This is a genomic window from Synechococcus sp. 1G10 (assembly GCF_002252625.1).
GTDB lineage: Bacteria > Cyanobacteriota > Cyanobacteriia > PCC-6307 > Cyanobiaceae > Regnicoccus_A.
Genome location: NZ_NQKW01000004.1, coordinates 85,872 through 109,675, shown reverse-complemented (window position 1 = coordinate 109,675; position 23,804 = coordinate 85,872). Strand labels below are relative to the sequence as shown.

Genomic DNA, 23,804 nt, shown 5'->3' with positions numbered 1-23,804 from the left:
GTGATGGGCCAGTCACCTGCACCGAAGCCCACCCTTCAGTCGGTATGGAACCTCTTTGTGGCCCACTGGCGCATCTACCTGGCACTCCAGCTCACGGTGCTGGCCCTGGCGTTGGTCTCGGTGGCGATCAGCCTGCTGATCACCGTGATCGCGATGGCGGTGACCGCCGGGGTCTCGGCCGATCTGCGCGAAAGCGTGACCCAGCTGGTGTCGTCGGTGCTGAACCTGCCCTTTTCGATCCTTTATCAGGTGGTGGCGGGATTGATCGGGGTGCTGCTTTCCGCCCTGCCGGCCCTCTGGTTTGCCACGGGTCATCATCCGAGTTACTGGGAAGGGCTGGCCCTGCTTCGCTCCAATCCCCGCCGCTACGTGCTCGCAGGGCTGCTGGTCTCAGTTGCCGCCGGGCTCGGCATCCTGCTCTGCCTGATTCCAGGCCTGATCGTGATGGCGCTCACCCCCATCTACGTGCGGCGGGTGTTCACCAGCGAGGAGCCGCTCTGGCCTGCCTTCCGGACCTGCTTCAACGATCTTTTCTCCAGTCCCCACAGCTGGGGCCTGGTGGGCTATGAGCTGCTTTCGGCACTGCTGATCGCCATTTCCGCCCTGTTCTGCCTGCTGCCGATGCTGGTGACCGTGCCCTTGGCAGCGATCTTCATCCAGCAGTATCTGGCGGCCTGGGAGATCGGAGCGCCACCGCCGGCGGACGAGGCCGCCGCTGCGCTCTTCTGAAGGATGGGGGGATCGGCAAGACCGCTCAGAGGGCGGCCACCAGCGAGCGGAAATGCTCCCCGCGGGCCTCGAAATCCGTGTACTGATCAAAGCTGGCGCAGGCCGGTGAAAGCAGAACCGTGGGGCAGCCGAGGCGGCGGGCCAGTTCCCGGGCCAGGGGCACCGCCTCGGTCTGGTCCTCCACCAGCTGCACCGAGCCCGGATAGCCACTGCCGCTGAGCAGGGCGGCGAAGGCGTCCCTGGCCGCTCCGAACAGGACCACGGCGGCCGCCCGCTGCCCAAGGGCCTCGAGCCAGGCCCGGGGGTCGCCCTGTTTGATCTCACCCCCCGCCAGGACCACCATGGGCCCCTCCACGGCCGTGATTCCAACCTCGGCGGCGTCGTAGTTGGTGGCCTTGCTGTCGTTGAACCAGCGCACACCATCCAGCAGGCGGATCTGCTCGAGGCGATGGGGAACCCCGGGAAAGCTGCGCAGGGCGGCCTCGATCACGGCGGGCTCAAGCCCTAGCTTGAGGGCGGCGGCCACGACCAGCACCATGTTCTGACGGTTGTGGGCCCCGGGCAGGGCCAGGGCGGTTGCGGGGAACAGGGCCCCGGAGGCTGCCATCACCATCCCGCCATCGATCCAGAGGCAGGGCTGCAGGCCGGCACCCAGCTGCTCCCGAGGACCAGCTGTGACCCAGTCGGCCCGGACCCAGCTGCCGGCATGGGCGCGCAGATCGGCATCATCGGCGTTGAGCAGTTGCTCCCCGGAGTTATCCAGCAGGCTGCGCTTTATCGCCCGGTACGCCTCCAGCGTTCCATGCCGCTCGAGATGGTCGGGGGTGAGCGTGGTCCAGAGGCCCAGGCGTGGCGCCAGCTCCGCTGATGACTCGATCTGATAGCTGCTCAGCTCCACCACCAGCCAGTCGGGTGGGCTGGTTCCGGCCTCGCGGCGCTCAAGCAGCAACTCGGCCGCCGAAATCCCGACGTTGCCCACCATCGGCGCATCCAGTCCGGCGTGGCTCAGCACGTGACTTAGCAGATGGGTGACGGTGGTCTTGCCATTGGTGCCGGTGATGCCGATCCAGGGAATGCTGCCGCTGGCCTCCCAGGCGACCAACATCTCGCCACAGACCCGGACGCCCCGCTCTCTCAGGGCCTCCAGCACCGGATGATCCCAGCGGATGCCGGGGCTCACCACCACCCGGTCGCGTCCTGGCTGGAGCTGGACGAAACGTTCGGCCGCCAGGGGTTGCCCCAGCTCCACCTCCACCCCACCGGACCGCAGAGCCTCGGCCTGCTGCTCAAGCTCGGGGCTGCGGCGACTCTCCAGAACCAGCACCCGCCGGCCGTTCGCCTTCAGTAAACGGGCGGCACCGCTGCCGGAGCGTCCCAGACCGATCACCACCTCCAGGGGGTGTGACGTACTGGGCATCCTGAACTCCTTGTGCAGAGGATTCAGTGGGCGATACTGGAATCGAACCAGTGACTCCTACCGTGTCAAGGTAGTGCTCTACCTCTGAGCTAATCGCCCGGGTTCGGGAACAGGAATCCCCGTCGGTGTGACCCTGGAGTAACTGCCCTTCAGCGGCTTCACCAGAATCGAAGCAGGCAATTTAGCAGTCGGCCCGCCACCAATCAGTGGCGTTCAAGTTCCAGGCGCCAGCGCTGACGCTTGGTGGGTTGGATCGAGAGCACGGTCAGCTCTCCGCGGTTCTCCAGCTGGATGCGGTCTCCGGCTTTGAGGTCTCGGCTGGGGCTGGTCACGGGTTGCCAGTTCACGCGGACGTCACCCCGGCGCACCAGTTCGGCCATGCGGCTGCGGGACAGACCGAACCCGGCCGATGCCACCGCATCCAGACGCAAGCTGGCCTCCACGGTGGCCAGTTTGCGTGGCTGGGGTCTGGTGGGAAGTTGCAGCTGATCGAGATCCCTGGCCTCCAGCTCCACGTCCACGCTGCGCACCCGGGCCGTGGTGCCCCCCAGGCGGCTGGCCAGCATCGGGTCCACGATCACCTGGGCGCCGCGGTCGCCCCGCAGCCATAGATCGCCCAGCTCCCCGTCGAGGGCGCCTGCCGCCAGCAGGGCGGCGCGGACATCGCCCGGTTCGGCCGGATCGAAAAGGAAGTTGCCGCTGACGTCCAAGCCGGCCAGAGGCGCAGGCGGCGGGGTTGACCCCGCGGCGAGATCGCGGCGCTGCAGCAGCAGCCGGCAGCGTTCGGCCTGGGGCCTGCCCCCCTCGGCGTCCAGCTGCAGCTCGCTGAGCCCCCCCAGCCGCTCCATTGCCTCTTCCCTGGCCATGGCAGAGAGGAACCCTGACCAGTGGGGCTGCCAGTCGCGCAGGGCCTGCTCGGCCAGGGCGATCAGTGGTTCGAGGGCTGCCGGATCGCGGCTGCCGCGCAGCAGATCGGCGCCGGGGGGCGTGTGGCTCATCCTTCGCCGAGCCGCACCACCGCCTGGGGACCGGCCTGCTGAATCAACAGCCAGGGGATCTCCTGGCCCGGAGCGCTCTCCAGCAGCAGCAGCCAGCTGCCCTCCTCCAGCCGGTTGCGCAGGCTGCGGATGCGGTCGTCGGCTTCCGAGCGAACACTGGCGGCCGCGGCGTAGCTGCCCATCCAGCCCGAACCCATGCCCAGTAGCCCTCCGATCAGGGGTTCGCCGTAGGTGCCGGCAAAGGCAAAGGTGTGAAGGTTGGTGATGAGGCTGAACATGAGCCCGGCGAAGAACCCGAAAGGCATCAGCCAGCGCACCATGCTGCGTTGCCGCCGCTGCCGAGCCAGGGCCGGGTTGAGCAGTTCGATGGAATCGATGCTGCTTTCTCCTTTTCCGAGGGCCATCAGTTCCCGTGGGGCGGGCTGAAGTTCGGCGAGCTGATCGCGCAGCCGCCGCAGCTTGCCCAGGTCGTTCATCACCACCACCACCGACAGTCCCAAGACCGTGCGCCCAAAGGCCCGATTCTCGGGCTTGGAGGGGAGAGCCGTGGCCACCGCTCACTACACTTCACCCCCGGCAGTGTCTGGCGTTCTCCAGACCCCCTCTCTCTCCGCCCCGGGTCATGACAAAGGTTCTGGTTTCTGATCCCATCGACCAGACGGGTATCGACATCCTGTCCCAGGTGGCCCAGGTGGATGTGCGAACAGGGTTATCCCCGGAGCAGTTGCAGCAGATCATCGGCGACTACGACGCCCTGATGATCCGCTCGGGCACCCAGGTGACCGCCGCCATCATCGAGGCCGCCACTCGCTTGAAGATCATCGGCCGCGCGGGCGTCGGCGTCGACAATGTCGATGTGGAGGCCGCAACCCAGCGGGGCGTGCTGGTGGTCAACTCGCCGGAGGGCAACACGATCGCGGCTGCCGAGCATGCCCTGGCGATGATGCTTGCCCTCTCCCGGCATGTGCCCCAGGCCCACGTCAGCACCATGGCCGGTGGCTGGGACCGCAAGAAGTACGTCGGCAATGAGCTCTACAAGAAGAAGCTCGGCGTGGTGGGGCTGGGCAAGATCGGCTCCCATGTGGCCCGCGTCGCCAAGGCCATGGGCATGGAAGTACTGGCCTACGACCCCTATATCTCCGCTGAGCGAGCGCAGGTGCTGCAGGTGCGCTTGATGGCGGTGGGCCCCCTGTTCGCGGAAGCCGATTTCATCAGCCTGCACCTGCCCCGTACCCCCGACACCGAGAACCTGGTGAACGCGGAGCTGCTGGCCACGATGAAGCCCACGGCGCGCCTGGTGAACTGCGCCCGCGGCGGCATCGTCGACGAGAAGGCCCTGGCCGAGGCCGTCAGCTCCGGCACCATCGCCGGCGCCGCCCTCGACGTGTACGGCAACGAGCCCCTGGAGGCCGATTCCCCCCTGCGCCGGGTGGAAGACCGGCTGATCCTCACGCCCCACCTGGGGGCCTCCACCGAGGAAGCCCAGGAGAACGTGTCGGTAGATGTGGCCGAGCAAATCCGCGACGTGTTGCTCGGTCTCCCTGCCCGCAGTGCCGTGAACATCCCCGGACTGACACCGGAGGTGATGGAGCGGCTCAAGCCCCACCTGCAACTGGCCGAAACTCTCGGGCTGCTGCTCAGCCAGCTGGCCGGAGGGTCGATCCAGGATCTGGAGGTACGACTCCAGGGTGAATTCGCCAACCATCCCTCCCAGCCGCTGGTGGTGGCGGCCCTCAAGGGCCTGCTCTCCAGCGCCCTCGGCGAGCGCATCAACTACGTGAATGCCGGGATCGAAGCCCGCAGCCGCGGTATCCACGTGCTCGAGGTCAAAGACGACGCCAGCCGCGACTTTGCAGGCGGCTCCCTGCAGCTCACCTGCAGGGGCGGCCAGGGCAGCCACAGCGTCACCGGGGCGGTTTTCACCGACGGCGACCTGCGCATCACCACCATCGATGAGTTCCCGGTCAACGTGATGCCCACCAGGCACATGCTGATCACCCGTCACCGCGACATGCCCGGGATCATCGGCAACATCGGCTCACTGCTGGGCGAGCACAACGTCAACATCGCCTCGATGCAGGTGGGCCGCCGCATCGTGCGTGGCGACGCTGTGATGGTGCTCAGCCTCGACGACCCGATTCCCCCCAGCCTGCTGGTTTCGATTCACGAGATCAACGGGATTCAGGAAGCCCATCCGGTCACGCTCTGAGCCCTGCTGCCATGTCCCCGGCTCCTCGCTGGTGGCGTCTGGAAATGGAGGCTCCTCCCGAGCTGGAGGAGTCGCTGCTCTGGAAGCTGCCCTCCCTCGGCATCCGCCGGGTGGCCATCCAGTTCAGCCCCGAGCAGCCCAGCTCCCACCAGTTGGTCGCCTGGCTGCCGGAGGCCGACTGGCCGGAGCCTGAGCGGCGGCGCCTGGCCGAGGTGCTTGAGCGCCTCACCGAGCCCTTCGCCATGGTCCTGCCGCCCCTCGTATGGCAGCTGCAGGACGAGGAGGACTGGAGTCTGAGCTGGAAGCGCCACTGGCAGCCCGACCCGGTGGGTGAGCGGCTGCTGATCCTGCCTGCCTGGCTGGAGCCGCCCCAGGAGCATGCCGGCCGCGACCTGATCCGGATCGATCCCGGCAGCGCCTTCGGCACCGGCAGCCATCCCACCACGCGCCTCTGCCTCGAGGCGTTGGAGCGGTTGGCGCCGATCGATCAGCGCGTGGCCGATCTGGGCTGCGGCAGCGGCATCCTCGGCCTCGGCGCCCTGCGCCTGGGGGCACGCTGCGTCGCCGCTGCCGACACCGATCCCCTGGCGGTGCGCGCCACGGGCAGCAACGGCGAACTCAACGGCTATCCCGTGGTTTCCGGTGGGCCGTTGCAGGTGGTGGAGGGATCGGCTCAGGAGCTCGCGGGTTTGCTGGCAGAGGACGGCCCGGCCGATCTGCTGCTGTGCAACATCCTGGCGCCGGTGATCGCTGAGCTGGCCGGGCACTTCCACACGTTGCTGGCACCAGGCGGTGTTGGCCTGCTCAGCGGCCTTTTGGTGGATCAGGCGGAGGAGCTCTGCCGGCAGCTGGCTGCTCATGGCTGGAGCGCCGATCTGGTGGCCTCCCAGGGCGTCTGGGGACTGGTGCAGATCCAGTGGTGCCGGGCTGTGATCCCTGGTGATGTCGCATAAATCACGCTTATGCGTGCTCACCCTTTGATTGGGCTTCCGGGGCTGGGACGCCAGGATCGCCGTCAGCGCCCCGGTCCGATGTAGGACGGTGCTGTCCTACAGGCCCTGAACACTCAGGAGTCTGTGAGCCCCAATCCTTTCCATGGCTTCCTACAAGGTCACCCTCATCAACGAGAGCGAGGGACTCAACAAGACCATCGAGGTTCCCGACGATCAGTACATCCTGGATGCCGCTGAAGAGCAGGGCATCGATCTCCCCTACTCCTGTCGTGCTGGCGCCTGCTCCACCTGCGCCGGCAAGCTCACCACCGGCACCGTCGACCAGTCGGACCAGAGCTTCCTCGACGACGACCAGATCGAAGCCGGTTTCGTGCTGACCTGCGTGGCCTACCCCACGTCCGACTGCACCATCAAGACCCACGCCGAAGAAGAGCTCTATTGAGCCCCAGGCCAGGCATGGCTTGAATTCAGATCCCATCTCCGCCACCCTTCGGGGTGGCTTTTTCATGCCCGCGTTGGTAGATACCCTGATGGAGCCTGGCAGTGAGCACTGCAGCCCAGGCGGCCAGTACAGCTTCCGGGTGCTGGGTCCCTGCTGTCGTCTCTTTGACCGCGACGAACTGCCATGGCCCTGTTGCCGCCTGGCCTGGCGCAGCAAGGAGCCCAGCTGGCGCCGTATCGGCCGCCGCTTCGTGGCCGATCTGGCCTCCAGGCGCTGCCCCTCCTATGCCGTTGAGCTGCTCCAGCCCGGTGCAAGGCCCACCTGCACCGTGCTCACTCTCTTCCCCCAGCGCCTGTCTCCGGCTCTGCAGGAGTGGTGGTACAGCAAGCAGCCGGGGTCGATGGATGCCGCCAACGTGAGCCCGCCCGATCTGGCGCAGGTGGCCCCATAAAAAAACCGTGGCCCGGGGACCACGGCAAAGGGCTGTCCTTAGCCAGCTGGATTCAGAAGTAGACCTTGCCACCGCCCCACTGGGCGCCATTCACCTTCGGTGCCACCAGGATGTAGCCGGCGATCACCCGCAGGTCATCGTCGTCAAGGTCGCGCATCTTCACGAACACGTCGCTGCTGCGCATGCTCGGGTGGACGTCGGAGATGCTGTACTCACCGTCATAGGAGGTGGGGTCCTTGATGAAGTCAACCAGGGCCTCCACCGAGTCACGGGAGGGGGTGGCCAGGGCGAGAGTCTCGGGGTCGAGCCCCACGTTGTAGTTGGTCTTGGTGATGCCGCCGGCGTGGCAGGTGCCGCAGCTGTCATTGAAGAGCTTGCGACCGCTCTTGATCTCCGCTTCGCTGAAGGTGACCAGGTTGCCGTCTGGGTCACCGGGCACCGTGAGGGTGGCGGTGTCCCATTGGGCGGCCTGGGCAGCAGTCACGCAGAAGCCAAGACTGAGCAGAAGCGCCAAGGGCAGAACCAGCAGGGTCCTGGCAACCGCCCGAAGGGCAGTGGGAACGAGAGAGGCCATGAAGGGAGCCGGCGAAAAGGCGGTAGGCACCGCACCTGAGACCTTGTATCACGGGGGGAGGGCCCGTCGGCCGGGAATCAAGAACTGTTGCAGCCATCACCGTTGACAGGCGATTCCTCACGGCCCCTTCCCGTCGCCTCCGGCGCACACCTCTAGGCTCAGAAAGTCCTTGGCCACGAGGGTGTTCGGGAAGATCGCCCTGGCCTCGTTCACCAGGTCGTCGGGGGTGAAGGTGTTACCGGCCACGTAGCGCGGACTTAGATGGGTGAGCACCAGTTGCTTCACGCCAGCCAGCGCCGCTGTCTGCGCGGCCATGGTGCTGGTGGAGTGCTGACGCTGGAAGGCCATCTCCGCCTCGCTGTGGGCGAAGGTGGATTCGTGGATGAGCAGATCGGCTCCGCGGGCCAGTTCCACCGCCGCTTCACTGAACACCGTGTCCGTGCAGTACACCATGCTCACGCCTGGGCGGTCGGGGCCGCAGAGGGTCTTCCCCCGGATGATCCGTCCGTCCTCCAGGCACACCTCCCGACCGGCCTTGAGTTCGGCGTAGACCGGCCCCGGTGGGATTCCCAGCTCGCGGGCTTTCTCGATATCGAAGCGGCCGGCGCGGGGTTTCTGCTCTACCCGGTAGGCGTAGGCCGGGATGCGGTGGGTAAGCGGGGTGCAGCGCACCGTCAGGTCGTCGTCGTCGAGCAGCACCGTCCCGGCGTGGGCTGCCTTGTGGACCCGGTGGGTGCGCAGGGGGTAGCCGATCCGGGTGGAGGAGGTGCGCAGCACGCCTTCAAGGAAGTCGCGCAGGGGATCGGGGCCGTAGAGGTCGACGCCGCTGCAGGCTCCGGCCAGCCCGAGGCTGGCCAGCAGCCCCGGTAACCCGAAGACATGGTCGCCGTGCATGTGGGTGATGAAGATGCGCCTGAGCTGCGACACCCTCAACTCACTGCGCAGAAATTGGTGCTGGGTCCCCTCGCCGCAGTCGAACAGCCAGAGCTCGGCTCGCTGGGGCAAGCGCAGAGCCACTGCTGAGACATTGCGGGAACGGGTGGGTACACCCGAACTGGTGCCCAGGAAGGTGACGTGCACTCCGGAAGATCCTTTGGCGCATGCTGCCACGTCAGGCTCTGTCCAGGTGGGCTCTGGCGCTGCCTGGATGGGGTGGTCACAATGGCGCGCACGTTGCAAGGTTGCCGCCGTTGATGGCTGATCTCAACACCGGTCGGATCCGCTCTCTGCTCCTGGCCGCGGCCCTGTTGCCCCAGGCGCTGCTGGCTGGGGCAGCTGGGTTGGCAGGAGCCCCGGCCGTGGCCCAGAACGTGGCGGCTCTTGACGCGCTCGAGCCCCTGATGGCCAGCCGGGCCACCAATCCTCAGCTGCGGGTGCTGTTGCTGGATCTGCCGGCGATCCGGGTGGCCGGCAGTGGTGGTCTGCGCCTGCGCGACGCCAGGGGTGGGGAGCTGCTGCGGATGCCTGCCGGAGCCACCCTGGCCCTGCGCCAGGCCGGTGGCCGGATCCAGGCCCAGCCTTCGGCCACCGCCGGGGCCAGCCCCGGCCCACTCAGCCTCAGCGAACTCTGGCTGGAGGCCCTTCCCGACCGGGGCGGTCTCGCCAGCCTGCAGATCGAGAACCGCCGCTACAGGGGGCGGCTGCAGGTGAGGGTTGAGGCCTCGACGCTGCGGGCCATCAACGTCATTGAGCTGGAAACCTACCTGCCCAGCGTGGTGGGCAGCGAGATGCCCGCCAGCTGGCCCCTGGAGGCTCTGCGGGCCCAGGCCGTGGCGGCGCGCACCTACGCCCTGCGCAACCGCAAACCCTCGGCCGCCTTCGATCTGCACTCCACGGTCACCAGCCAGGCCTACAAGGGCCTGGAGGCGGAAACCGCCTCCACCCGTGAGGCGGTGCGCAGCACCCAGGGCCTGGTGCTCATGCACGGCAACAGCCTGATCAATGCTGTCTTCCACAGCAGCAGCGGGGGCAGCACCGAGAACAGCGGTGATCTCTGGTCACGCCAGCTTCCCTACCTGGTGAGCGTCCCCGACTACGACGACTCCAGTCCAGTGGCCAACTGGGAGAAAACCCTCTCCCCCCAGATGCTGGCCAGCGCCTTTGGCGAAATCGGCGGCGTCAGCCGCATCGATGTCCTCTCCACCACGAGCAGCGGCCGGGTGCGCCAGGCGAGGGTGATCGGACCCACCGGAGCACTGGTGCTCACGGGCGCCCAGCTGCGCAGCCGTCTGGGGTTGCGCAGCACCCTGGTGCGCTTTGAGGCTGCCCCCTTCACCTTCACCTTCACCGCACCGAGCCTGGCCGGCGGCAGCCAGTTGCCAACGGGAATGGGTTCGCTGCTGGCACCCCCACCTCCCCGACCCTTGGCTCCACCCTCGCCGGTGATCATCGCCGTGGGTCGAGGGTTCGGCCATGGGGTGGGCATGAGCCAGTGGGGGGCCTATGCGCTCGCCCAGCGGGGCCGCCGATTCGACCAGATCCTGCAGCACTACTACCGCGGCGTTGAAGTGCTGCCACTGCGCGCCGGATCCGGCCCTCTGGCGTCGGGTGCTGTCGCCGGGCGAGGCTCCTGAGCACCGGTCCTGCGGCTGCAGCGGCGGAGCGGCTGTTCCCTATGCCTACCTGCAGTGCCATCGCCTGCTTCTCCCGCCTGGTTGGCCGACCGCATCGAGTGTTTCGAGCGGCCGGCGTCCCTTGCTGTGCGCGTCGCTGAACTCCTGCACCAGGAGTTCAGCGACGGATTGAAGCGTCCTCTGGGTCTGGCCACCGGCCGCACCATGGAGCCTGTGTACACCGCCCTGGTGGAGCGGCTGCTGGCCCTGCCAGCCGATCAGCTCAGTGACGTGCGCCAGCAATGGTGCAGCTTCAACCTCGATGAATATGTGGGACTGGGGCCGGGTGATTGCGGCTCCTTCGCGGCGGAGATGGACCGCCAGCTCGCGGCTCCCCTCGGGCTGGAGCCAGGACGGGTGCGACTCCCGGATGGCCTGGCCGCGGATCCAGCCGCCGAGGCCCGCAGATATGCGGAAGCCGTTGGGGCGGCGGGCGGCATCGGGCTACAGCTGCTGGGGCTGGGCAGCAATGGCCATGTGGGTTTCAACGAGCCCCCCTGCGGCCCCGATGCTCCCAGCCGCAGCCTCAGGCTCAGCACCGCTACCCGTCGCCAGAACGCCGCGGCCTTCGGGGGGGATCCATCCAGGGTGCCTGCTGGGGCGATCACGCTTGGGATGGAGCAGATCCTGGGGGCCGAGCGCATCCTTCTGGTGGTGAGCGGTGCCGCCAAGGCGAGCATCCTGGCGCGGCTGCTGATGGAGCCTCCGGGGCCGTCGCTGCCGGCCAGCTGGCTGCAGGGCCATCCGGGCCTGCGCCTGATCGTTGATCGCCCGGCCATGGGCGGCTGAGGGCTCAGCCCATCACGGCATCAAGCAGCTCGGCGTCCGCTTCCAGGTTGGAGGTCAGGCTGCGAACGTCATCGAGATCCTCGAGGGCGTCGAGCATGCGCAGGCAGCGCCGCAGCTGGTCGTCGCACTCCAGCCGGCAGGGGATGGATGACACCCAGCGCGACTCCCAGTCGTGCACGGGCCAGCCCAGCAGCCGCAACTGGTTCTGCAGGGCCTCCAGGTCGGTGGAGCCGCAGAACACCTCGGCGTTCTCCCCCTCCAGGCTGTAGCCCAGCACCGGCGGACCGCCTTGATCCTCCAGGTTCAGCAGGCTCTCGAGCAGTCGCTCCTCGCAGGGCATCGGTGGCTCCAGCCGCACGACCCCCTGTTGCTCGAACAGGTAGCCCACGCAGCCACTCTCCCCGAGGTTTCCTCCTTGCTTGCTGAAGGCCAGGCGCAGGTCGGCGGCGGTGCGGTTGCGGTTGTCGGTGAAGCACTCCACAAGCACCGCAACCCCGCCGGGGCCGTAGCCCTCGTAGCGGACCGCCTCGAACTGATCGGCCTCGCCGCCGCCCTGGCCAGAGCCCTTGGCGATGGCCCGCTCGATGTTGGCGCTGGGCATGCCGGCAGCCTTGGCCTTGTCGATGGCAGTGCGCAGCTGGAAGTTCCCCGCCGGATCGGCCCCGTTGCGGGCCGCCACCGTGATCTCACGCCCCAGCCGGGTGAAGACCACCCCGCGCCGGGCATCGACCACGGCCTTCTGGCGTTTGATCTGGGCCCACTTGCTGTGGCCGGCCATGGAGGGGCGATCGATGAAGAGTGGGGCGTGGCTTGGAGCGTCGGGGCCGCAGGGGGATCCCAGGGAGGATCAGCCCGTGGCCTCCAGCACCAGCCGGGGCTGGAGCCAGCCGTCTGAGACAGTCCGGGCCATTCCTGCCAGGTTGCCATCCGGATCCAGTATCACGACCACCTGGCCCTCGCTCAGGTGGGTGGGGCCGGCCAGGCGCCGCCCACAGCGCCAGCTCACCAGATCGCCGGGCTCCAGGGTGAAGGCGGGGTACTGGCCCAGGGCAAGCAGGGGGGCAAGGGGCGGTGGCGGCGGCTCCGCCTCGAGATCCTCAAGGCCCACGGCACCGCTGAGTGTGAAGCCCAGGGCTTCGGTGCGCCGAAGCCTGGCGAGGGCCCCGCCGCAGCCGAGGGCCTCACCCAGGTCCCTGGCCAGGGAGCGGATGTAGGTGCCGGCGCTGCAGCGCACCTCCAGTTCCAGTTGGCCCGAGCTGGGCTCCCAGCTGAGCAGCTCCAGCCGCTCGACCGTGACGGCCCGCTCCTGCAGCTCCGAGTGCTCGCCGCGCCGGGCTCTGGCGTAGGCACGCTCCCCTTGCACATGCACCGCAGACACCTGCGGCGGCCGTTGCAGGATCGGCCCACGGAAAGGGTTCAGGGCCGCCTCCAGCTCTTGCCGGCTGAGCGGCGGCAGCGGCCGGCGCTCCAGGACAGCGCCCGTGAGGTCGTCGCTGTCGGTGCAAAGGCCCAGCTGGATCACTCCCCGGTAGGCCTTGGCGCCGTCGAGGTAGGGCAGCAGGCGGGTGGCTGACCCCAGCGCCAGCGGCAGCACACCGGTCACGGCCGGATCGAGGGTGCCGCCATGGCCGACGCGCTTGAGGCCATAACGGCGGCGCACCAGCGCCACACAGCCGTGGGAGGTGACGCCGGCCGGTTTGTCGAGAATGAGGAACCCGCAGGGTGCCTGGGACTGGTTAGCGCTGAGGCGGCTGCCGGACATGGTCATGGCAGGCACTGTTGCATCTGGGGCCCTGGCCTGCAGGCTGGGGGGAGCACCCGTTTCCTCCTTCACCCGTGACCCTGCAGCAGCGCCGTGATCTGGCTTTTCTCGTGCTGGCCGGTCTGTTTCTGGGCACTATGGGCATGCTCAACATTCTTGGCCTCACCCGCTTCCTCACCCTGGGCTCGATCGGTGGCTGGCCGATCGTGGTGGCTGTGGGGGCCCTGCCTTATCCGCTCACCTTCCTCTGCACCGACCTGATCAGCGAGATCTGGGGGGAGCGGCAGGCCAGTCAACTGGTGTGGGTGGGCCTGTTGCTCAACGGCTGGATCGTGTTGATTCTCTGGCTGGGGGGGATCCTGCCTGGGCTGGATGGCCATGGGGGCAGCGCAGGCCTGCCGCTGGCGCTGGCGGGTGAGCGCCTGCCGCTGTTCTATGAGATGCGATCCCTGGCTTTCGGGGCGGTGGGGGCCTCGATGGTGGCTTATCTGGCCGCCCAGTTCACGGATGTGCGGCTGTTTCATTTCTGGAAGCGCCTGACCGCCGGACGAGCGCTGTGGTTGCGCAACAACGGCTCCACCCTGGTCAGCCAGCTGGTGGACACCACGGCCGTGGTGCTGATCAGCCACTACGCCGCGCACGTGCTCCCCATTCGGGGCGAGGAGGCGGTGCTGCCCCAGCTGGGGGGCTTTATCGCCAGCGGCTACCTGTTCAAGCTGGTGGCGGCCCTGCTCGACACCCTGCCGTTCTATCTGCTGGTGGCCTGGCTGCGCCGTTGGCTGGAGGTGCCCGGTGCCGGCGAGGAGCTGGAGGATCTGGGCTCGCCGTAGCCTGGCTCCAGTTTCAGAAGCGTGTTATTTGCCTGAAGGTGTGAGCCCCCTGCCCGGTCCAGTCGCGACCCTGGACGGTGGGAGCGGTGCGGTGCGTGAGGGACTTGGTCTTGAGTCCTTCCATGACGATGGCTTTGCCTTGCGCCAGCAGCTGGCTTCCTATCTGGGCCTGACTCCTGACCAGCTGGAGGAGCGCCTGCCCCGCAGTTGCGCGGATCTGGCCTCTCTGCATCCCGGTGGGCTGGGCTTCGATCCCCAGCGGGTGGAGGCGTTCTATGAGCAGACCGTGGGCACCGGACATCTGCTGGAGCTGGCCGCCTGGCACCTGGGCAGTGCGGACTACATCGGCGACACCCTGCGGCTGCAGACCCGTTTTGCCCGTGGAACCGTGCTCGATTTCGGGGGTGGCATCGGCACCCATGCTCTGGCTGCCGCGGCACTGGATGAGGTGGACCAGGTGTGGTTCGTGGACCTCAACCCCCATAACCGGGCCTTCGTGGCCGAGAGGGCCGAACGTTTCGGGCTCAGCAATCGGCTGAAGATCTGCCGAGACCTGGGGGATCCTGGCCTGCCCCAGCACTTCGATACGGTCGTTTGCCTCGATGTGCTGGAACATCTGAGCGATCCTGCCGGGCAGCTGGAGCGTTTCGCTGCCCGCATGAAGCATGGGTCCATTGCCCTGCTCAACTGGTATTTCTTCCAGGGCTTTGCGGGGGAATATCCCTTCCACTTTGATGATCCAGCACTGGTGGAGCGGTTCTTTCGCACCCTGCAGAGCCGGTTTCTGGAGGTCTTCCACCCCTACCTGATCACCACCCGGGCTTACCGGTTGATGGAATGAGCTGAAGTGGAAGACCTGGATGGCCTGATCGGGATCAAGCGGCTTGGGCCACGTGGATGCGCTTGCGGGCGCGCAGACCACGTTTGATCGTCTCGAAGCTCACCACACCCGGCACGAGGGCGAAAAGGGTGTCGTCGGATCCACGTCCAACATTCACGCCAGGCATCACCGAGGTGCCGCGCTGGCGCACGAGGATGGAGCCGGCTGTCACGGTTTCTCCGCCGTAGCGCTTGACGCCGAGGCGCTTGGAATTGGAGTCGCGGCCGTTGCGTGTTGAACCTGTGCCTTTCTTGTGAGCCATGGGGAAAGCTGGTGGAGGGATTTCAGACTGGGCCGAGGAGCTGATGCTCAGTCGATCGGTTTTCCGTTGACGTTGATTGACTGGACCATCACCCGGGTGAGCTCCTGACGGTGCCCGTTCTTGCGGCGGGTTTTCTTTTTCGGGCGCATCTTGTACACCAGGATCTTCGGACCGCGGCGATGGGCCATCACCTTGAGCTCGATCGTGGCGCCACTGACATAAGGGTGACCCAGGTTGGTGCCCTGTCCGTCGCGCACCAGCAGCACGTTCTCCAGGGTCACCGTCTCATCCACCTCGGCGGCGATGCGGTCGAGGTCGTAGTAGCGGTTCGGCTGGAACCAGAATTGCTGGCCGGAGGCTTCGGCGATCCCGTACAGGTCGGCTCCCGGTGCAACGGCAGTGGAACTTTCCATTGCGGTGGCTGGACTCTCGGGAGCAGGACTCTCGGTGGCTGGACTCATGGGCTCAGGGGGCGTGGACAGGCCAGTGGAGTTGGAGAGACCTTCGCCGCTACCTACTCAGCACTGTTCAGGCCTGCCGCACAACCAATCGATGGACAATGGTCGATCATCTCTCCTTGCCTGCCGAGTCGTCAACACTAAGGTCTGTCAACCGCTGCCGCCGTTTCTCTCCCCATGACCCAGCCGGCGCTCACCGTGGCCTCGCTGATCCGCGATGAGCCGTTGCGCCAGGCCTGCAGCACCTGGTTGCCGCAGGGTCGCTATGAGTTGATGGAGCTGGGCCTGCGGCAGAATCCCGCCGCCGAGCTGGAGCGCTGCTGGGATCAGTTCGATGCGGTCCTGCTCGAGCCCGGGGTGCTCTCCGTTGAGGCCTTCCAGCGCCTGAGGGACCAGGGCATGATCCTGCCGGCGGTGGTGTTGGGCCCGATCAGCGGCCAGATGGAGTACTTCCAGGGCGAAGTGCATCTGCCTCCCGACCAGATGGAGCAGCTCAGCTACAGCCTCGATGCGGCAATTTCCCGCTGCCTGCGCCGCAGAAGTGCACCAGGATCGGGGGATGACCTCGAGGCCAGCGATTCCCACGCTGGGGAGAGTGACCAATCCAACTGGAGGCTCCCCCATCGCCTGCGCGAAAGGCTTGGCTATCTGGGGGTGTTCTACAAGCGTGATTCCTCCCGCTTTCTGCGCAATCTCCCTGCGGCTGAGCGAAAATTGCTTCTGCGTTCCCTGCAGCGAACCTATCGGGATCTGCTGATCAGCTACTTTCATGATCAGACAGCAGCCAACCAGGCACTGGAAAGCTTCGTGAATACGGCCTTCTTCAGCGATTTACCTATTACCAAAACAGTTGAGATCCACATGGATATGATTGATGAATTCTGGAAAAAACTGCAATTAGAAGGCCACAGGCAGGATTTTCTCAAGGACTATCGCCTGGCCTTGCTTGATGTCATGGCCCATCTCTGTGAAATGTACCGCCGCTCACTTCCCTCAGAGGCGTCGGTCAAAGCCAATGATGGAATGGTCGGCAAGGCCATCACCGAATCTCAGGTGCAATCATGAGTCCACAGAAAGCTTACATTCTCAAGCTTTACGTTGCTGGCAACACGCCAAATTCGATGCGGGCACTAAAAACGCTACGCCTGATTCTTGAGCAGGAGTTCAAGGGTGTCTACGCCCTCAAGGTGATCGACGTTCTCAAGAATCCTCAGCTGGCCGAAGAAGACAAGATCCTGGCGACCCCCACACTGGCCAAGATTCTGCCGCCACCGGTGCGTCGAATCATTGGCGATCTCTCCGATCGCGAGCGGGTGTTGATCGGTCTTGACCTGCTTTATGATGAACTCACTGATCATCAGATCTCCGACGAGATGATGGGTGATTCCGATGACACTTGAAATCTTTAGATCACCCCTTTCTTTTCTGTTCTTTGCCGGACAGGGACCTAGATTCTGGGCCTAGCTCAAACGCCCCATGCAGGATTTCGATGCCGTCAGCCAGCCCAGCATGAGATTGCAGAAGCTGCCCACAGGCGTGGAAGGCCTTGATGACATCTGCCAGGGGGGTCTGCCGATCGGACGCTCCACGCTGATCAGTGGCACTTCTGGCACGGGAAAGACGGTTTTTTCCCTTCACTTTCTCCACAACGGCATCCGTGACTTTGATGAGCCTGGGATCTTTGTGACCTTTGAGGAGTCTCCCCTCGACATCATCCGTAATGCCTCCAGTTTCGGCTGGAATCTGCAGGAACTGGTGGATCAGGAGAAGCTCTTCATTCTGGACGCCTCCCCCGACCCGGATGGCCAGGATGTAGCAGGTAATTTCGATCTGTCTGGGTTGATCGAGAGGATCAACTATGCCATTCGTAAGTACAAGGCAAAGAGAGTTGCCATTGATTCGATCACTGCTGTTTTTCAGCAGTACGACGCCGTTTCGGTGGTGCGGCGAGAGATCTTTCGCCTGATCGCCAGGCTGAAGGAAATCGGTGTCACCACTGTGATGACGACAGAGCGGGTTGATGAATACGGCCCAATCGCTCGCTACGGGGTGGAGGAATTTGTCTCCGATAATGTGATCATCCTGCGCAACGTGCTTGAAGGCGAACGGCGACGGCGCACCGTGGAAATTCTCAAGCTGCGCGGCACGACCCACATGAAAGGTGAATTTCCGTTCACCATGGGAGCCAATGGGGTCGCCATCTTCCCGCTCGGGGCGATGCAGCTCACCCAGCGCTCTTCGAATGTGCGCATCAGCTCAGGGGTGCAGCGCCTCGATGAAATGTGCGGCGGCGGCTTCTTCAAAGATTCGATCATCCTTGCCACGGGTGCCACCGGCACGGGCAAAACGTTGCTTGTGAGCAAGTTCGTCGAAGATGCCTACAACAACAAGGAGCGTGCCATCCTCTTCGCCTATGAGGAGTCGCGGGCCCAGTTGCTGCGCAATGCCACCAGCTGGGGAATTGATTTTGAGCAGATGGAGCAGGATGGAATGCTCAAGATCATCTGCGCCTACCCTGAATCCACAGGTCTTGAAGACCACCTTCAGATTATCAAAACAGAGATCGGCCAGTTCAAGCCCGCGCGGATGGCAATCGATTCTCTCTCAGCCCTCTCCAGGGGGGTCAGCCACAACGCCTTCAGGCAATTTGTGATTGGGGTCACAGGCTATGCCAAGCAGGAGGAGATCGCCGGCTTCTTCACCAACACATCGGAGGAGTTTATGGGCAGTCATTCCATCACCGACTCCCACATCTCCACGATCACTGACACCATCATCTTGCTTCAGTATGTGGAAATCCGTGGTGAGATGGCTCGGGCCATCAACGTGTTCAAGATGCGTGGCTCCTGGCATGACAAAGGAATCCGTGAATTCGTGATCACAGGAAGTGGCCCGGAAATCAGGGATTCCTTCTCCAACTTCGAGCGCATCATCAGTGGTGTTCCCCACCGGGTCACCACCGATGAGCGGGCGGAGCTTTCGCGCATTGCCCGCGGCATCGATGGCGAGGTCTCCTTCTAGAGCCGACTACACCTCGGCCAGATTCGGCTCAGCCAGACGGGACTTCTGAGAGCGGCGCTCACCTTCCACCATCAGCTCATCGCTGTCGGCCTGCTCCAGGGGCAGGTCGAACCAGAAGGTGGTGCCTATCCCAGGCTCACTTGCCATCTGGATGTCCGTGCCGTGCTTCTCGAGGATGCCACGCACGATTGAAAGACCAAGCCCTGTGCCTGCCTCGGTATGAACCGCATTCTCGACCCGGTAGAAGCGCTCGAAGATGCGCTGCTGATCCACTAGGGAAATGCCTGCGCCCGAATCTGCGATCTCGACGCGCAGCCGCGGCAGGGGTGAGCTGAGTTCACAGCTCGGGGCATCACTGGCTGGCTGGTTGGAGGGATCAAAATGGCAGGAGTCGGGCCAGGGATAGGCCCTCAGCATCAGGCTGCCTCCGGCCTGGGTGAACTTGAGCCCGTTGCCCACGAGGTTATCGAGAACCTGCAGCAGCAGATCCCAGTTGCCGCGCACCCTGGGCAGCTGAGCATCCACCTCCAGCTCCAGCTGCACTCCCTTCTCCTCGGCGTTGAGGCGGTAGTTGCGCAGGGTCTGCTCCATGGCAGGGCGCACTTCCATCGGCTCCAGCATCCAGGTGCGGTCCGATTCCAGCCGCGAGAGATCGAGCACGTCGTTCACCAGCCTGGTGAGGCGGTCGGTTTCGGCGTTGGCGATCGCCAGGAATTCCTGGGTTTCTTCCTCGCTCAGCTGATCGCGCAGGTCATGCAGCGTTTCGACGTAGCTCTTGATGTTGAACAGCGGCGTGCGCAGCTCATGGGACACATTGCTGATGAAGCGGCTCTGGGCAGCGTTGAGTTCGACCTCTCGAGTCAGGTCCTGCACGGTCATGGCAATGCCCTTCAGGCTTTCCCCCGCGGCATCTTTGACGGTTTGCAGAACGATCCTCAGGGTGCGCGGCGGCTCCCCGAAACTGCAGCGCACGTCAGCGCTGTCCTTCTCCCCACTTACCAGGGAGTCCAGCGGTCCCTGCAGCTCCATCGCCAGCACATCGGGCAGTTCACTGCCCAGTTCGTTGCCTTCGAGGTTGCGGCCTTCCCAGCGGAACAGCCGCCTGGCGGTGGGATTGACCAGCACGATCCGCCCTTCGCCATCAAGCAGGGCCGCGCCATCCGCCATGGTGGCTATCAGGGTCTGCTGCTTCACCTGGGCGGCGGTGAGTTCCTCGATGTTGGCGGCGTCGTAGACCTTCAGCTGGGAGGCCATGTCGTTGAAGCCATTGAGAAGCTCCCCCAACTCTCCGCCTACGGGCAGGGCGATGCGGGCCTCGAAATCGCCACCGGCAATCGCGCGCACACCCCGCAGCAATTCCTTCACCGGGCGGGTGATCGTGAGGGCATTGAATACCGCCCCCAGGATCACAAGCACCCAGATCGAGATGAATACCGCCACGGTTACCTCCCGCGTGAGGGCCGCGCTGGCGAGCACCGCCTCGTTGGGGTTGATGCCGAGGGCCAGCACACCCAGATAGCGCCCCTCGCTGACCATCGGCACGAACACATCGGTCACCTGGCCATCGGGGCTGAGGTGTTGCCGGATCAGGGGGTTCTGGGGGCGGCGCTGCAGTTCGGCGGGCAGTTCCAGGCGACGGCTGAGCAGCAGCTCGCTGCCGCCGTTGGTGGCGCTGATCGGAATCCCGAGATAGATCACCCCTTCGGGATCGGCGAAAAAGATGTAGCGCAGGCTGCGGCTGGAGCGCCAGAAGCGTTCAGCCACCGCCGCCAGTTCCCGGTCATGCCCTTCCGCCACCAGCGGTGTCACATTGGCTGAGAGCAGCAGGCCCAGATCCCGGGCAAAACGGGTGTCGCTCATCCGCGCATCCCTCTGGATGCCATTGAGCGCAAAGAAGGTGATTCCGGTCATCATCAGGCTGACCACCAGGGTGGCCACCGCCAGCAGCTTGGTCTGGAGGCTGAACTCCGCCCACCAGAGCTTGAGTTGCTCCCACCAGCCAGGGGGCAAGGGCATGCCGCCGACGCTGTCGGGGCTGGGGGTTGAGGACGGCGAGGCGTCGTTCACGCCTGGAAGCGAAGCTGCTCAGGCACCCTAGGTGCGCCGGACCTGGTGGCCGATGTCTCGGCGAAAGGTCATGCCTTCGTAACGCACCTGATCAAGGCCGGCGTAGGCACTGGCGAAGGCCGCATCGAAATCCCCCGCCTGGGCCACCACCGCCAGCACCCGGCCCCCTGCGGTCACGCAGGTGCCCGACTCCTCCAGGCGGCTGCCGGCATGGAAGAGCTGTCGCTGGGGCGTGGTCAGCGGCTTGGTGTGGATCGCATCCCCCCGGCGCACCTTGCCCGGGTAGCCCTCTGCGGCGGCCACCACACAGGCGCTGCAGCCCCCGGCGATGGTCAGGGGCGGCGCCTGATCCAGGGTCCCCTGGGCGCAGGCCAGCAGCACCGCTGCCAGTTCCCCGCCCAGCAGGGGCATCAGGGTCTGGCATTCGGGATCGCCGAAGCGGCAGTTGAACTCGATCACCCTGGCGCCGTCGTCGCTGAGCATCAGCCCTGCGTAAATCACGCCCCGGTAGTCGATGCCCCGTTGGCGCAGGGCCTCCAGGGTGGGTTCGAGCACCTTCTGGCGCACCTGCTCGAGGGCGGCGGCGTCCAGCAGGGGAGCGGGGGCATAGGCCCCCATGCCGCCGGTGTTGGGCCCGGTGTCTCCCTCCCCGATGCGCTTGTGATCCTGGGCAGGCGGCAGCAGCACCATCGTCCGACCATCGGTGAGGGCAAACACCGACACCTCAGGACCGCTCAGCCGCTCCTCCAGCACCAGGCTCTGGCCGGCCTCTCCGAAGCGTCCCTCGAAAATGTCTTCGATGGCGGCGCGGGTGTCCTCAATGCTCTCGGCCACTGTGACCCCCTTGCCGGCCGCCAGCCCATCGGCCTTCACCACCAGGGGCCTACCCTCCCGCTCCAGCACCGCCAGGGCTTCGCTGCGGCTCGAGGCGGCCCAGTAACCCGCGGTGGGCACTCCCGCCTCCAGCATCAGCGCCTTGGCCCACTGTTTGCTGGCTTCGAGCCGGGCCCCGTCGGCCCCCGGCCCGAACACCGCCAGCCCTCCGGCCCGCAGGCGATCGGCCAGGCCGTCGGCGAGCGGTCCCTCCGGGCCGACCACCACCAGCGTCACCCCCAGCTCCAGGGCTGCGCGCAGCAGGCCCTCCTGGTCGGACTCGCTGATGGCCAGGGCTTCACAGCCCTCCAGCTGGGCTGTGCCGCCATTGCCCGGAGCCACCCAGACAGCCTCCACTCCGGGGCACCGTGCCAGGGCCCAGGCCAGGGCATTTTCACGGCCGCCTGAGCCCACCACCAGCATCCGCTGCACGCTGGCCTCGGAGGAGCCGGAGGGTGGGAACTGGACCGAAGCTGTCATGGGGCCGGAGCGGCGGATGTGGCCAATCGGTTCCCTTAGGTTTCCCTCTGGTGGACCGCCAGCCGTGTCATTCCTTCTTTACTTGCCGGAGGTTCCCGCTGCACCGCTGGCATGCCGTGGCCTGGCCCGCCGGGGTGGGCGAGCGGCAGGTCTGCTGACGCTGCTGTTCCTCTGCGCAGGCGTCTCCGTGGGCGCCCGTGCCCAACCGCAGCCGGTTTCGCTGCCAGAGCCAGTGCCTGTGCCAGTGCCACAGCCAGAGCCAGTGCAGGCGGCGCCTCTGCCGATGGACGAGCAGGTGTTTGCAGCCGCTCTGGCGTCCGATCAGTTGCCGGTTCTGGAGCAGGCCTGCCGGGACGCTGCACGCTTTGATCTGCCCGTGCGGCTTCGCCAACTCAAGGACCGGCTGGTGGCCATGCGCCCCGCTCCCCAGCCCCTGCCGGTCGTGCTGGCCAATGCCAATGCCCTGATCAGTTGCCTGGCGCCGGAGGCGGCCCTGTCGGTGCTGGATCGCTTTGGGCCGGGCCCTGGGCTGGAGCGGCAGCAGTGGCTGACCCTGCAGTGGCGGGCGGCGAATGCAGGCCTCAACCATCGCCGGGCCGCTGAAGCCCTGCGACGGTTGAGCGGCGGGGAGCGCAGCCGCCTGGAGACCATGGCGCTGCCGGTGCGGTTGCGGGATGACGGCAGCCTGGATACCCGCTCGGCGCTCGACGTGCTCGCCTCCCACCTGGCGGCGATGGGCCGCCGGCAGGAAGCGGCTGAAGTGTTGCTGGCCGGGCGCTTGCCGGGTGTGGTGGGGGCTGAGCGGCTGAAGCTGGCGGCTGCGCTGCTCGACGACCTTCCGCTGGCCCAGCGCAACGCCCTGGTGGAGATGGCCCTTGATCAGGCCGCCGTCGCTGGGGCCTGGGGTCTGGCGGCCCAGTTGCTTGATGACCAGCAGGCACTGCAGCGGCTCGAAGGGGGCGATCCGGAACCAGCTCGGCAGAGGCGGTTGCGCCTCAGTCGCCGCATTGACGACGCCTACGCCGAATGGCTGCTGCAGCGCGATGATCCCTCCGAGGCGGCGCGCATCAAAGTCCTGAAGCAGCGTCTTCGTTCTCCGCGCGAGCAGGGAGGCCATGCTCCGTCTGCAGCTCAGCCGGCCACCCTGCCGGCCCAGGAGCCTGCTGCCCCATCCGCCGCCGATTCCGTCGAGCCCACCACCCCATGACCGCCTTTCAGCTGGGCCCACTCCTCTACGAAGGCAAGGCCAAGCGGGTCTTTCAGACCGATCAGCCCGACCTGCTGGCTGTGGAGTTCAAAGACGAAGCGACCGCCTTCAACGCCCTCAAGAAGGCCGAGCTGGAGGGGAAGGGTGCCCTGAACTGCCGCATCTCCGCCCTGCTTTTTGAGCACCTTCAGCGCTCGGGGGTGCCCACCCACTACCTGGGAGTGCAAGACCTGCGTTGGATGCTGGTGCGGCCGGTGCGGGTGATCCCGCTGGAGGTGGTGATTCGCAACCTGGCGGCCGGATCGCTGTGCAAGCAGATGCCGATTGCGCCCGGAGTGCCGCTGGATCCACCGCTGCTCGACCTTTATTACAAAGACGACGCCTACGCGGATCCCTTCCTGAGCGAGGCCCGGCTGGAGCGGTTGGCTCTGGTGAGCAGCCAGGAGCGCCTGGAGCTGGAAGTCCTGGCCCGCCAGGTGAACACGCTGCTGCTGGAGTTGTTCGCCGGCATCGGACTGCAGCTTGTCGACTTCAAGCTCGAGCTGGGTTTCACGGCCGACGGCCAGTTGGTGGTGGCCGATGAGATCAGCCCCGACACCTGCCGCCTCTGGGACCTCGATGTGGCCGATGAAAAGGAGCGCATCCTGGACAAGGACCGCTTCCGCCAGGACCTCGGCGGGGTGATCGAGGCCTATGGGGAGGTCCTCAAACGGGTCCAAGGGGTGATCCAGGGGCCGAGCACATACAAGTAGTGTCACGGCAATTTGCGGCACTGCCGCTTTGACTCGGA

At 65.9% G+C, this 23,804-nt stretch carries 25 protein-coding genes and 1 tRNA gene; 14 read left to right on the top strand and 12 right to left on the bottom strand.

The window, feature by feature from the left end; all coding sequences use genetic code 11:
* The first annotated feature begins 3 nt into the window (after positions 1-3).
* Positions 4-729: a hypothetical protein gene (locus CJZ82_RS05155; RefSeq protein WP_094554721.1), complete on the top strand. Its 726-nt coding sequence runs from the start codon at positions 4-6 to the stop codon at positions 727-729.
* Positions 730-754: 25 nt separating this feature from the next.
* Here CJZ82_RS05155 and murD read toward each other — a convergent pair whose 3' ends face one another.
* The 4 genes from murD to CJZ82_RS05135 all read right to left on the bottom strand — a co-directional run bounded on the left by murD (position 755) and on the right by CJZ82_RS05135 (position 3,620).
* Entirely contained in the window at positions 755-2,146 is a 1,392-nt protein-coding gene (gene murD / locus CJZ82_RS05150; RefSeq protein WP_094554720.1) for a UDP-N-acetylmuramoyl-L-alanine--D-glutamate ligase, read from the bottom strand.
* Between the two features lie 27 nt (positions 2,147-2,173).
* Positions 2,174-2,245: transfer RNA gene (locus CJZ82_RS05145), tRNA-Val, on the bottom strand.
* A 104-nt stretch (positions 2,246-2,349) separates the two neighbouring features.
* Complete coding sequence (locus CJZ82_RS05140) at positions 2,350-3,144, bottom strand: photosystem II S4 domain protein (protein WP_094554719.1); 795 nt, start codon at positions 3,142-3,144, stop codon at positions 2,350-2,352.
* Positions 3,141-3,620, bottom strand: a complete 480-nt coding sequence (locus tag CJZ82_RS05135; RefSeq protein WP_094554828.1) for a hypothetical protein — start codon at positions 3,618-3,620, stop codon at positions 3,141-3,143. Before CJZ82_RS05135 ends, CJZ82_RS05140 begins: the two co-directional genes overlap by 4 nt.
* A gap of 146 nt (positions 3,621-3,766) precedes the next feature.
* Between CJZ82_RS05135 and serA the strand changes: the two genes are divergently transcribed.
* The 4 genes from serA (at position 3,767) to CJZ82_RS05115 (ending at position 7,199) form a co-directional block, all read left to right on the top strand.
* Entirely contained in the window at positions 3,767-5,353 is a 1,587-nt protein-coding gene (gene serA / locus CJZ82_RS05130; protein ID WP_094554718.1) for a phosphoglycerate dehydrogenase, read from the top strand.
* Between the two features lie 11 nt (positions 5,354-5,364).
* Positions 5,365-6,306 (top strand): 50S ribosomal protein L11 methyltransferase, encoded by a 942-nt coding sequence (gene prmA, locus CJZ82_RS05125; protein ID WP_094554717.1) that lies wholly within the window; start codon positions 5,365-5,367, stop codon positions 6,304-6,306.
* 142 nt (positions 6,307-6,448) lie between these two features.
* Complete coding sequence (locus tag CJZ82_RS05120; RefSeq protein WP_006171932.1) at positions 6,449-6,748, top strand: ferredoxin; 300 nt, start codon at positions 6,449-6,451, stop codon at positions 6,746-6,748.
* A gap of 64 nt (positions 6,749-6,812) precedes the next feature.
* The gene (locus CJZ82_RS05115; protein ID WP_094554827.1) at positions 6,813-7,199 is read left to right on the top strand and encodes a hypothetical protein; all 387 of its coding nucleotides are present in this window, start codon (positions 6,813-6,815) and stop codon (positions 7,197-7,199) included.
* Between the two features lie 52 nt (positions 7,200-7,251).
* Here the strand turns inward: CJZ82_RS05115 and psbV are convergent, their stop codons facing one another.
* Complete coding sequence (psbV, locus tag CJZ82_RS05110) at positions 7,252-7,773, bottom strand: photosystem II cytochrome c-550 (RefSeq protein ID WP_094554716.1); 522 nt, start codon at positions 7,771-7,773, stop codon at positions 7,252-7,254.
* 117 nt (positions 7,774-7,890) lie between these two features.
* Positions 7,891-8,853, bottom strand: a complete 963-nt coding sequence (locus tag CJZ82_RS05105; protein WP_094554715.1) for a ribonuclease Z — start codon at positions 8,851-8,853, stop codon at positions 7,891-7,893.
* Between the two features lie 113 nt (positions 8,854-8,966).
* On the opposite strand from CJZ82_RS05105, the gene CJZ82_RS05100 reads away from it, so the two are divergent.
* Together CJZ82_RS05100 and CJZ82_RS05095 are read left to right on the top strand one after the other, a co-directional pair.
* Positions 8,967-10,346 carry a SpoIID/LytB domain-containing protein gene (locus CJZ82_RS05100; RefSeq protein WP_233130061.1) on the top strand — a complete coding sequence of 460 codons (1,380 nt, stop codon included), beginning with the start codon at positions 8,967-8,969 and terminating at the stop codon, positions 10,344-10,346.
* Between the two features lie 81 nt (positions 10,347-10,427).
* Entirely contained in the window at positions 10,428-11,174 is a 747-nt protein-coding gene (locus tag CJZ82_RS05095; RefSeq protein ID WP_094554714.1) for a 6-phosphogluconolactonase, read from the top strand.
* 4 nt (positions 11,175-11,178) lie between these two features.
* On the opposite strand, the gene CJZ82_RS05090 is transcribed toward CJZ82_RS05095, so the two are convergent.
* Both CJZ82_RS05090 and truB read right to left on the bottom strand, forming a co-directional pair.
* Positions 11,179-11,952 carry a YebC/PmpR family DNA-binding transcriptional regulator gene (locus CJZ82_RS05090; RefSeq protein ID WP_094554713.1) on the bottom strand — a complete coding sequence of 258 codons (774 nt, stop codon included), beginning with the start codon at positions 11,950-11,952 and terminating at the stop codon, positions 11,179-11,181.
* Positions 11,953-12,021: 69 nt separating this feature from the next.
* On the bottom strand, positions 12,022-12,942 hold the full coding sequence (gene truB / locus CJZ82_RS05085) for a tRNA pseudouridine(55) synthase TruB (protein ID WP_094554825.1): 921 nt from the start codon (positions 12,940-12,942) through the stop codon (positions 12,022-12,024).
* 68 nt (positions 12,943-13,010) lie between these two features.
* Between truB and CJZ82_RS05080 the strand changes: the two genes are divergently transcribed.
* Together CJZ82_RS05080 and CJZ82_RS05075 are read left to right on the top strand one after the other, a co-directional pair.
* Complete coding sequence (locus CJZ82_RS05080; RefSeq protein WP_094554712.1) at positions 13,011-13,766, top strand: queuosine precursor transporter; 756 nt, start codon at positions 13,011-13,013, stop codon at positions 13,764-13,766.
* Between the two features lie 91 nt (positions 13,767-13,857).
* Positions 13,858-14,607: a bifunctional 2-polyprenyl-6-hydroxyphenol methylase/3-demethylubiquinol 3-O-methyltransferase UbiG gene (locus tag CJZ82_RS05075; RefSeq protein WP_094554824.1), complete on the top strand. Its 750-nt coding sequence runs from the start codon at positions 13,858-13,860 to the stop codon at positions 14,605-14,607.
* A 34-nt stretch (positions 14,608-14,641) separates the two neighbouring features.
* On the opposite strand, the gene rpmA is transcribed toward CJZ82_RS05075, so the two are convergent.
* Positions 14,642-14,908, bottom strand: coding sequence for a 50S ribosomal protein L27 (gene rpmA, locus CJZ82_RS05070; RefSeq protein ID WP_094554711.1), 267 nt, complete (start codon positions 14,906-14,908; stop codon positions 14,642-14,644).
* A 47-nt stretch (positions 14,909-14,955) separates the two neighbouring features.
* On the bottom strand, positions 14,956-15,321 hold the full coding sequence (rplU, locus tag CJZ82_RS05065; RefSeq protein ID WP_094554823.1) for a 50S ribosomal protein L21: 366 nt from the start codon (positions 15,319-15,321) through the stop codon (positions 14,956-14,958).
* 222 nt (positions 15,322-15,543) lie between these two features.
* Here rplU and CJZ82_RS05060 point away from each other — a divergent pair, with 222 nt between their 5' ends.
* From CJZ82_RS05060 to kaiC, 3 genes are all read left to right on the top strand, one after another.
* Positions 15,544-16,431, top strand: coding sequence for a circadian clock protein KaiA (locus CJZ82_RS05060; protein ID WP_094554710.1), 888 nt, complete (start codon positions 15,544-15,546; stop codon positions 16,429-16,431).
* On the top strand, positions 16,428-16,766 hold the full coding sequence (gene kaiB, locus CJZ82_RS05055; RefSeq protein WP_094554709.1) for a circadian clock protein KaiB: 339 nt from the start codon (positions 16,428-16,430) through the stop codon (positions 16,764-16,766). Before CJZ82_RS05060 ends, kaiB begins: the two co-directional genes overlap by 4 nt.
* 109 nt (positions 16,767-16,875) lie before the next feature.
* Positions 16,876-18,387 (top strand): circadian clock protein KaiC, encoded by a 1,512-nt coding sequence (gene kaiC / locus CJZ82_RS05050; protein ID WP_198949666.1) that lies wholly within the window; start codon positions 16,876-16,878, stop codon positions 18,385-18,387.
* Between the two features lie 6 nt (positions 18,388-18,393).
* Here kaiC and CJZ82_RS05045 read toward each other — a convergent pair whose 3' ends face one another.
* Together CJZ82_RS05045 and purD are read right to left on the bottom strand one after the other, a co-directional pair.
* Positions 18,394-20,403, bottom strand: coding sequence for an ATP-binding protein (locus tag CJZ82_RS05045; protein ID WP_094554707.1), 2,010 nt, complete (start codon positions 20,401-20,403; stop codon positions 18,394-18,396).
* Between the two features lie 78 nt (positions 20,404-20,481).
* On the bottom strand, positions 20,482-21,807 hold the full coding sequence (gene purD, locus CJZ82_RS05040) for a phosphoribosylamine--glycine ligase (protein WP_094554706.1): 1,326 nt from the start codon (positions 21,805-21,807) through the stop codon (positions 20,482-20,484).
* A 64-nt stretch (positions 21,808-21,871) separates the two neighbouring features.
* Between purD and CJZ82_RS05035 the strand changes: the two genes are divergently transcribed.
* A complete protein-coding gene (locus CJZ82_RS05035) occupies positions 21,872-23,014 on the top strand; it encodes a hypothetical protein (RefSeq protein ID WP_233130060.1) in 1,143 nt (380 codons plus the stop codon).
* Positions 23,011-23,766: a phosphoribosylaminoimidazolesuccinocarboxamide synthase gene (gene purC, locus CJZ82_RS05030; RefSeq protein WP_094554704.1), complete on the top strand. Its 756-nt coding sequence runs from the start codon at positions 23,011-23,013 to the stop codon at positions 23,764-23,766. Before CJZ82_RS05035 ends, purC begins: the two co-directional genes overlap by 4 nt.
* Positions 23,767-23,804 lie beyond the last annotated feature (38 nt).